This is a genomic window from Halopenitus malekzadehii, assembly GCF_900108505.1.
In the GTDB taxonomy this organism is placed as follows: Archaea; Halobacteriota; Halobacteria; order Halobacteriales; family Haloferacaceae; genus Halopenitus; species Halopenitus malekzadehii.
Map to the genome: position 1 here is coordinate 42,259 of NZ_FNWU01000013.1, position 755 is coordinate 43,013.

Annotated in this window: 1 CRISPR repeat array. The window is 57.9% G+C overall.

Going from position 1 to position 755, the window contains the following annotated elements:
- Positions 1-3 precede the first annotated feature (3 nt).
- A CRISPR array of direct repeats spans positions 4-751; the repeat unit is 30 nt; unit sequence GCTTCAACCCCACGAGGGTTCGTCTGAAAC.
- Positions 752-755: the final 4 nt, after the last annotated feature.

The window sequence follows — 755 nt, forward strand, 5'->3', positions numbered from 1 at the left end:
GAGGCTTCAACCCCACGAGGGTTCGTCTGAAACTGGACGTCATCCTCAGTCGTCGTGTTGTAAATCTCGAGCTTCAACCCCACGAGGGTTCGTCTGAAACGACGGACCGCTTTGCGTTTGCGGGCGATTTTCCCCAGCTTCAACCCCACGAGGGTTCGTCTGAAACGATCCGCCGGAGCCCACGCCGAACGCTGTCCGGGTGGCTTCAACCCCACGAGGGTTCGTCTGAAACTATACGTCGTTTCGTGTGGCGACTGTGGCCTGTACGCTTCAACCCCACGAGGGTTCGTCTGAAACGGTTACGGAAGAACGAGTCCACAAAGCCGACGGGGCTTCAACCCCACGAGGGTTCGTCTGAAACCAAATCCAATCCGAGATTAGAGTCGTGTTAGACGAGCTTCAACCCCACGAGGGTTCGTCTGAAACGCGGATATGGCCGGTGGGTGGCGTGGTCGTGTCCGGCTTCAACCCCACGAGGGTTCGTCTGAAACGCGCTCGAGCGGAGGAGGCCGACCGCCTCGAGGAGCTTCAACCCCACGAGGGTTCGTCTGAAACCTGGTTCTTGAGAGGCGTATCGGTCGACGGTCGATGCTTCAACCCCACGAGGGTTCGTCTGAAACTCTAATCAGTCAACTCCTGACGCCTGACGCGCGGTGGCTTCAACCCCACGAGGGTTCGTCTGAAACTTGATTGGATGACCCAAACCGACGATCGTATTCTCGCTTCAACCCCACGAGGGTTCGTCTGAAACCACA